This window comes from Bradyrhizobium sp. WYCCWR 13022 (assembly GCF_030435535.1).
Lineage (GTDB): Bacteria > Pseudomonadota > Alphaproteobacteria > Rhizobiales > Xanthobacteraceae > Bradyrhizobium.
The window spans coordinates 256,934-263,859 of the sequence record NZ_JAUIZJ010000009.1 but is presented as its reverse complement, the minus strand read 5'-3'; the positions used below and the strand labels follow the sequence as shown (position 1 = coordinate 263,859).

Below are 6,926 nucleotides of genomic sequence, written 5' to 3'. Positions count from 1 at the left end.
TACTGGATGCCGACCCGCTACGCTCGCACAGGCTGATCACTGCAGACGTGGGAGCTCATACCGGTTACGCCCTTCTGTGCGTCCCTCCCGAACTCGGCCGCCAGCCTCAGAGGTCGGCGCTCCTTTTTTCTGAGGAGTGAATGGCTACCGTCGCGGTTTGAGAGCGGCTTGGCTCGAGGATGAACGGATTCTGCGTAGGGGACTCCGAAGCATCGTCGCCTGGTCATCGTGACCGTTGGAGACCACCGGGCTGCCTAACACAGCTGGCATTTGAGGCGCCCGTGACCACGGATGAGTGGCGTTGGTAGGAGTATAATCAACGGTCAATGGCAATCAGCGCGCTGCGCGCCGCGCGCGGAACATGCGAGTTTGGTGCAACTATGCCTGATCCGAATACATGCCTTCAGTATCTCAATTGGATGAAGGCCAATGGCAATGATACGTCTTTGTTCGCTGTGGACGGGGCCGTCCTTCGCCACCGCTATCATGCTTTCGCTGGTACCTCAAAGGAGGGTCCATTAGATGATCGATGCAGGTCGCGCCATTGCCACAGCGACGCCCGAAACATTTCGAGAAGTGTCGCGGAAGTGGGCCTCTGGAATCGCCGTCGTAACTGCAGTCGATAGTCACGGAGCGCTTTTCGGCACCACGATGAGCGCCGTCGTCAGCCTATCGATCAGCCCCCTGCAATACCTGATATGCATCGACAGAAAGTCGAACTCGCTCCCCGCCATCACTTCGACAGGGTGGTTTTGCATCAACATGCTCTCCTCATCCCAAGAGCGCATTGCGATGACGTTTGCAAAGAAGGGGACAGATAAGTTTTCGGCGATTTCCTATCGAGAAGGTCTAAATCGATTACCAATTATCCAGGACGTCGCCTCATATATTATCTGTCACCTGAACAGCAGCTTTGATGGCGGCGATCACGTCATAATCGTTGGCGATGTCATCGAGATCGGTCTCCACGATGCGTCTCCGCTGGTCTATTTGAATGGACGCTTTAATAACGGATGACTTGCGGGGAACACATGAAATATGAGAATACGCTCCTCTTTATTGACGGAGAATGGTGCTCCGGCTCTGAGAAGCAAACGATCCCGATCTTTAATCCAGCAACTGACGAGGAGATCGGTCACGTCGCTAAGGCGACGGTGGCCGATCTCGACCGTGCAGCTGCGTCCGCCGAGAAGGCGTTCCATGTTTGGCGGAGAACGCCCGCGGTGGAACGCGGAGTTACGCTACGTAAGGCAGCTGGCCTGCTCCGCGATCGACTAGAGTCCATCGCCCATGTTCTCACCTTGGAGCAAGGTAAGCCTCTTTTGGAAGCGCGAGCGGAGATCGCGAGTTGCGCCGATGCCTTCGAATGGGCTGCTGAAGAGGGAAGGCGGCTCTATGGGCGCGTGATACCGTCGCGTGCAGCAGGCGTTGCGCAATATGTCGTACGTGCTCCAGTAGGCCCGGTTGCTGCGTTCACCCCGTGGAATTTCCCCGCGAGCCAAGTCGCGAAGAAGCTTGCTCCAGCGTTGGCTGCCGGATGCTCCGTGATCGTCAAGGCCTCGGAAGAGGTGCCACGATCTGCCGCGGCAATCATCACGTCACTTGTCGATGCTGGCATTCCAACAGGTGTTGTCCAGCTCGCATACGGCACTCCCGATGAAATATCGCGGCACCTGATTGCCCACCCGGCGATTCGGAAGATCTCCTTCACCGGCTCTGTTCCGGTTGGAAAACATCTAGCTGCGCTCTCGGGCGAGCAGATGAAGAGGACGACGATGGAACTCGGCGGGCATGGGCCGGCGATTGTCTTCAAAGACGCCGACATATCCTCAGCCGCGGCGCTGCTCGTTTCAGGCAAGTATCGCAACGCCGGTCAAACCTGCGCCGCGCCGACGCGGTTTATGGTACACAACGATGTTTATCATGAGTTCGTCGCAGCTTTTGTTGAAAAGACACAATCGCTTGTCGTTGGCAACGGTCTGGATGCGACAACGCAGATGGGCCCCCTCGCGAACGAACGCAGAGGGAAACTCTTCGATCAATTTGTGGACGACGCGAGGCAGCGAGGCGCAAAGCTCATGTGCGGCGGCGAGAGCTTATTTACTCGCGGAACATTCAGGCAGCCAACAGTACTTGCGAATGTCGATCCATCGATGCGAGTCATGAACGATGAGCCATTCTGCCCAATCGCGCTCATTAGCGGCTTTGACAATCCAAATGAAGCTGTTGCAGAGGCTAACCGATTGCCCTTCGGGCTCGCCGGATATGCCTTCACGGAATCATCGGCGAACGCTCAGTTCCTGGCGGAGAATCTTGAGGTCGGTATGCTCAGCATCAACCACCTGGGCCTTGCCTTGCCGGAAACGCCCTTTGGCGGCGTCAAAGAGTCTGGGTACGGTTCCGAGGGTGGCCTAGAATCAACTGAAGGCTATCTCAATACCAGATTCATCACCAATAAGGCCTACTAGGCGTCATGCCATTTGGGCAATCGACCACGACGACTCTGTGAGGAGCAATGTCCCCTTCAACTATCAACGAAAGAGTCAGCATCACACGACTTGGTGGTCAGGATTACAACTTCTTTTTTGGTTACTATAATAAGACGCCGTGGGACGGGCAGGGTCGCCTTATCCTAGGCCACCAAGTCGATGAACCTAACTTCCGCATTGGCAGAAATAGCGGCTGCAATGTCGGTTATTTTGATGAAGCGCGTGAGTTTCGGCTGGTTGATCGAACCCAAGCCTGGAACTGGCAAATGGGGAGCCAACTACAATGGCTCACCGGCATGCCTGGCCGTAACATAATCTACAATATTCGTACGTCGCACGACGCGGGTGGCCCGTATCCCAACATCGGTGCGCGGATTACCGACGTGGATACGGGGCGCACTCGCGATCTCAATATCCCGATTTACGTCGTAGCCGCGAACAGCAAATTCGCGATGTGCATTGACTATCGACGTCTCTACAAAACGCATGAGACGATCGGCTACTGCGCACTCGCGGGACGGCTTCCACTGGATAATGCACCGGACGATGATGGCATTTGGCGCCTCGACATTGCAAGCGGCGACTCGACACTCGTTGTCAGTTACCGCCAACTTTACGAGCTTGCTCATAAGCCATCCATGGATAAGGCAATTCATTGGGTGAGCCATATTGAGATAAATCCGTCATCAACACGTGTGCTCTTCCTTCACCGATGGACAGAGCGTGTTGAAGACGAGACCTGCTTCTTGCATCGCTTGATCACAATGGATCCGGATGGAAGCAACTTACGTCTCCTTGAATGCTCTGATCATCCATTGCCGCAGCTGGCTCGGCGGTTCGATTCAAAGGCCGTAGGTACCTACGACTACGAAAAGTCCGAATACCAGATCTCTCACCCGTTATGGCGGGATGATAGCAGCATCGTCGTCTGGGGACCTCACGCCGGACGTATAAACTATCAGGTTTACCAAGACGCGCACAATGGCTTAGTCCAGACTATTGGCGACGGCCTCCTAAGAGAGAACGGACACATGTCCTATTCACCTGTGAATATGCGCTGGCTTTTGAGCGATACGTATCCGCATTCCGAGACCAACCTGCGTGATCTCTTCCTTTTCGATGCCAACAATGAAGTCCGGCTCGACCTCGGAAGCTTTTATACTGATCCAACTCTGGCTAAAGAGAACCGGTGTGATCTTCACCCAAGGTGGAGCCGCGATGGGAAGTGCGTTTGCATCGACTCCTATCACGAGAGACGGAGGCGAATGTACACAATTGATGTCTCCGCTCTCGTGTAGTGCTTGTTGTTTTCCCTATCCAGCGACAGCAGGTGTCTAAAAGCAAGGGAACGTTGTTTTCCGCAAGGCATCCGTCCAAGGGCATTTCGACCTACCTTGAGCGCTCAGCTCATCGAATCTCGTTGAAATTCAGCATAACGACCTCGCTGAAGGGGCTTGCTTGCCTCTTACAGCGGCGGGAATACTTCGAATGGTAGCTATCCGCCGTCCGATCCGGTTTCGATCGAGTACAATGGAGCAAACGTGACCACATACAGTGGACCTGTCTTTGACATGGCCGTACAACAGTTCGAAGTGATCGCTGATCACCTGTCTGTGCCGCAGGACGCGAGGGCGCGCTTGTTAATACCAAAGCGCGCGATCACTGTATCTTGTCCTATTCATCGAGACGACGGCACGACGGCGGTTTTTGAAGGGTATCGAGTTCAGCATCACCTCACGCTAGGACCTACGAAAGGCGGCACGCGCTTCGCGGCTAGTGTGGACCTCGGCGAGGTTGCTGCGCTTGCGATCTGGATGAGTTGGAAGTGCGCCCTAACCGGCTTGCCCTATGGTGGCGCCAAGGGCGGCATCAGCGTCGATCCATCGAATCTATCAAGGCGCGAACTAGAGGCATTATCACGCCGCTACATGCAGGAGATGATCCCCTTCGTTGGCCCTCACACTGATGTCATGGCCCCCGATATGGGGACCAACGAGCAGGTGATGGCGTGGTTTATGGACACCTATTCGATGTATCAGGGCCGGACCGTGACGGAGATCGTTACCGGTAAACCGGTCAGCGCCGGAGGGACATTGGGACGCCGCGAGGCGACAGGGCGGGGCGTCGCGCATCTGACGCGCCGCGTGATGAACGAACAGGGCATCAATCTGAACCATGCAACGGCTGCTGTGCAGGGCTTCGGAAATGTCGGCTCGATCGCCGCACTTGAGCTTCACCATATGGGCGTTAAAGTGATCGCCGTCAGCGACCACACCGGCGCGCTCTACTGCGCTTCCGGCCTCAACATTCCAGAACTCGTGGTACATGCGGCAACACATGGCAGTCTCTCGGGGTATTCGAGTGAACTAGCCTTCGATCCGCAGGAAGTCCTCACGCTGTCTTGTGATGTTCTTGTGCCAGCCGCGATGGAGCGGGTCATCGACGCTGCTGTCGCCACGAAGCTGCGTTGCCGTATTGTCGCTGAAGGGGCCAATGGGCCGACGACACCGGAAGCCGATCTGGTTCTTACGCAGCGACAGAATGAGATCTTCCTGATCCCGGATATTCTGTGCAATTCCGGCGGGGTAGTGGTGAGCTATTTCGAATGGGTGCAGGATCTGCAACAACTCTTCTGGGAAGAGGAGGAAGTAGTACGACGCGAATACCAGATTCTCGATCGAGCGTTCGATCGGATGGTGGCGAGGGCGAGCCGCGACAAGGTGTTCAATCGCACGGCGGCCATGGCCATAGGCGTCGAGCGGGTGCGGGGCGCCAAGAATACGCGAGGTCTATTTCCATGAGGGACGGCCTGGTCGGATTCCGTGATGTATTTGCCCGAACCCGCAATGGTTCACATCGAGCCTTATTAGCGCCGGCGAGCCGCAATGGCCACAACCTGAATGGGATGGCGGTTGTATCAAGCGCACGGATAGTCGCTAATTCCATAGCGGTATGATGCCATCATGTTGCAACTCCGCGCTCAGTTTCAGAACAGCTTCTGCGGCGCATAGATGCAGGCCTAAGCGCTCCGACATAATCCCACATGATCATGCTCGCCTCCAAACTCTCGAACCGGATTTCCTCCATGTTCGACGCGATCACTCAATCGAATTAGAAATGGATACAGAGATGTCATTAGAAGTAGTAGATACGATCGTGATCGGAGCCGGTCAGGCAGGGCTGGCTATGAGTGAACATCTGACTTCGGCTGGTATTCCTCACGTCGTCTTGGAAAGGCACCGGATCGCGGAGAGATGGCGAACAGCCCGGTGGGACTCGCTGGTGGCTAATGGTCCCGCGTGGCATGACCGTTTCCCCGGCCTAACATTTCAGACGCACCCTGATGCGTTCCCGGGTAAGGAGGAGATCGCGGACTATTTCGTTGCCTACGCAAAGAAGATTGCCGCGCCGGTGCGCTGTGGGGTGGAGGTTACGGCCGTACAACGGAACGAGGGACGATTGGGCTTTCGAGTGGAAACCTCGCAAGGGACGTTGGAGGCAAATAACGTAGTTGCAGCGATCGGTCCATTCCAGATTCCGACAATACCTCAAGTAGTACCGCAGGACATTGGAGTCGTCCAAATTCACTCGAGCGACTACCGAAACCCGGAGCAGTTGCCTAGAGGGGCCGTGTTGGTTGTTGGCGCAGGATCTTCCGGAAGCCAGATCGCAGACGAACTTCTGCGCTCTGATCGGAAGGTCTATCTCTCCGTGGGCCCCCACGAACGCCCCCCGCGCTCCTACCGCGGCTACGACTTCTGCTGGTGGCTCGGCGTCTTGGGAAAGTGGGATAATGAAGCAAGAGTTCGCGGTACCGAGCACGTAACGATCTCCGTCAGTGGGGCCCGTGGGGGATACACGGTCGACTTCAGGAAGCTCGCCGCAGACGGAATGATGCTTGTTGGCTCAACTGAAGCGTTCGAGGCAGGCAACGTAACGTTTGCCAGTGATCTCGCGAAGAATGTCGCGATGGGTGACGCCTCGCTCTTCACTCTGTTGGATGAGGCCGATGAATACGTTAGGCGGAATGGACTTGCACTTCCGGAGGAGCCTGAAGCGCGCAGGTTACTCCCGGACCCGGACTGCCTAATGAATCCGCAGCGTGAGCTCAATCTAAAGACTGCCGGCGTGAATACGATCATCTGGGCGACGGGCTTTTCGTCGGACTACAGCTGGCTTAAGGTCAAGGCCTTCGACGAGGCCGGAAAACCCGAACACCAACGTGGGGTATCCTCGGAGCCGGGCGTCTACTTTGTGGGCTTGCCTTGGCAATCTAGGCGAGGGTCCGCTTTTATCTGGGGTGTCTGGCATGACGCTAAATATATTGCTGATCGTATCTCTACTCGGCGGCGTTACCTGGAACATCACGTCGTAAAATCGGAGAAAGTTGATCCACGAAAAGCGACGGGAGGCCCCTAAGTTTTTTGGCGAAACAGT

5 protein-coding genes are annotated in these 6,926 nt (G+C 55.8%); all 5 read left to right on the top strand.

What is annotated here, in order from left to right; all coding sequences use genetic code 11:
- Positions 1-522 precede the first annotated feature (522 nt).
- The 5 genes from QY049_RS15650 to QY049_RS15630 all read left to right on the top strand — a co-directional run bounded on the left by QY049_RS15650 (position 523) and on the right by QY049_RS15630 (position 6,908).
- The gene (locus QY049_RS15650) at positions 523-1,017 is read left to right on the top strand and encodes a flavin reductase family protein (protein WP_128929540.1); all 495 of its coding nucleotides are present in this window, start codon (positions 523-525) and stop codon (positions 1,015-1,017) included.
- Positions 1,018-1,031: 14 nt separating this feature from the next.
- On the top strand, positions 1,032-2,468 hold the full coding sequence (locus tag QY049_RS15645; RefSeq protein WP_128955169.1) for an NAD-dependent succinate-semialdehyde dehydrogenase: 1,437 nt from the start codon (positions 1,032-1,034) through the stop codon (positions 2,466-2,468).
- Positions 2,469-2,515: 47 nt separating this feature from the next.
- Complete coding sequence (locus QY049_RS15640) at positions 2,516-3,787, top strand: hypothetical protein (RefSeq protein ID WP_128929542.1); 1,272 nt, start codon at positions 2,516-2,518, stop codon at positions 3,785-3,787.
- Between the two features lie 243 nt (positions 3,788-4,030).
- On the top strand, positions 4,031-5,290 hold the full coding sequence (locus QY049_RS15635; RefSeq protein ID WP_128929543.1) for a Glu/Leu/Phe/Val dehydrogenase: 1,260 nt from the start codon (positions 4,031-4,033) through the stop codon (positions 5,288-5,290).
- A 328-nt stretch (positions 5,291-5,618) separates the two neighbouring features.
- Entirely contained in the window at positions 5,619-6,908 is a 1,290-nt protein-coding gene (locus QY049_RS15630; protein ID WP_128930144.1) for an NAD(P)/FAD-dependent oxidoreductase, read from the top strand.
- The last annotated feature ends 18 nt before the right edge of the window (positions 6,909-6,926 follow it).

Coding starts and splice junctions, on each gene's coding strand:
- QY049_RS15650 (WP_128929540.1), top strand. CDS start 523: ATGATCGATGCAGGTCGCGCCATTGCCACAGCGACGCCCGAAACATTT.
- QY049_RS15645 (WP_128955169.1), top strand. CDS start 1,032: ATGAAATATGAGAATACGCTCCTCTTTATTGACGGAGAATGGTGCTCC.
- QY049_RS15640 (WP_128929542.1), top strand. CDS start 2,516: ATGTCCCCTTCAACTATCAACGAAAGAGTCAGCATCACACGACTTGGT.
- QY049_RS15630 (WP_128930144.1), top strand. CDS start 5,619: ATGTCATTAGAAGTAGTAGATACGATCGTGATCGGAGCCGGTCAGGCA.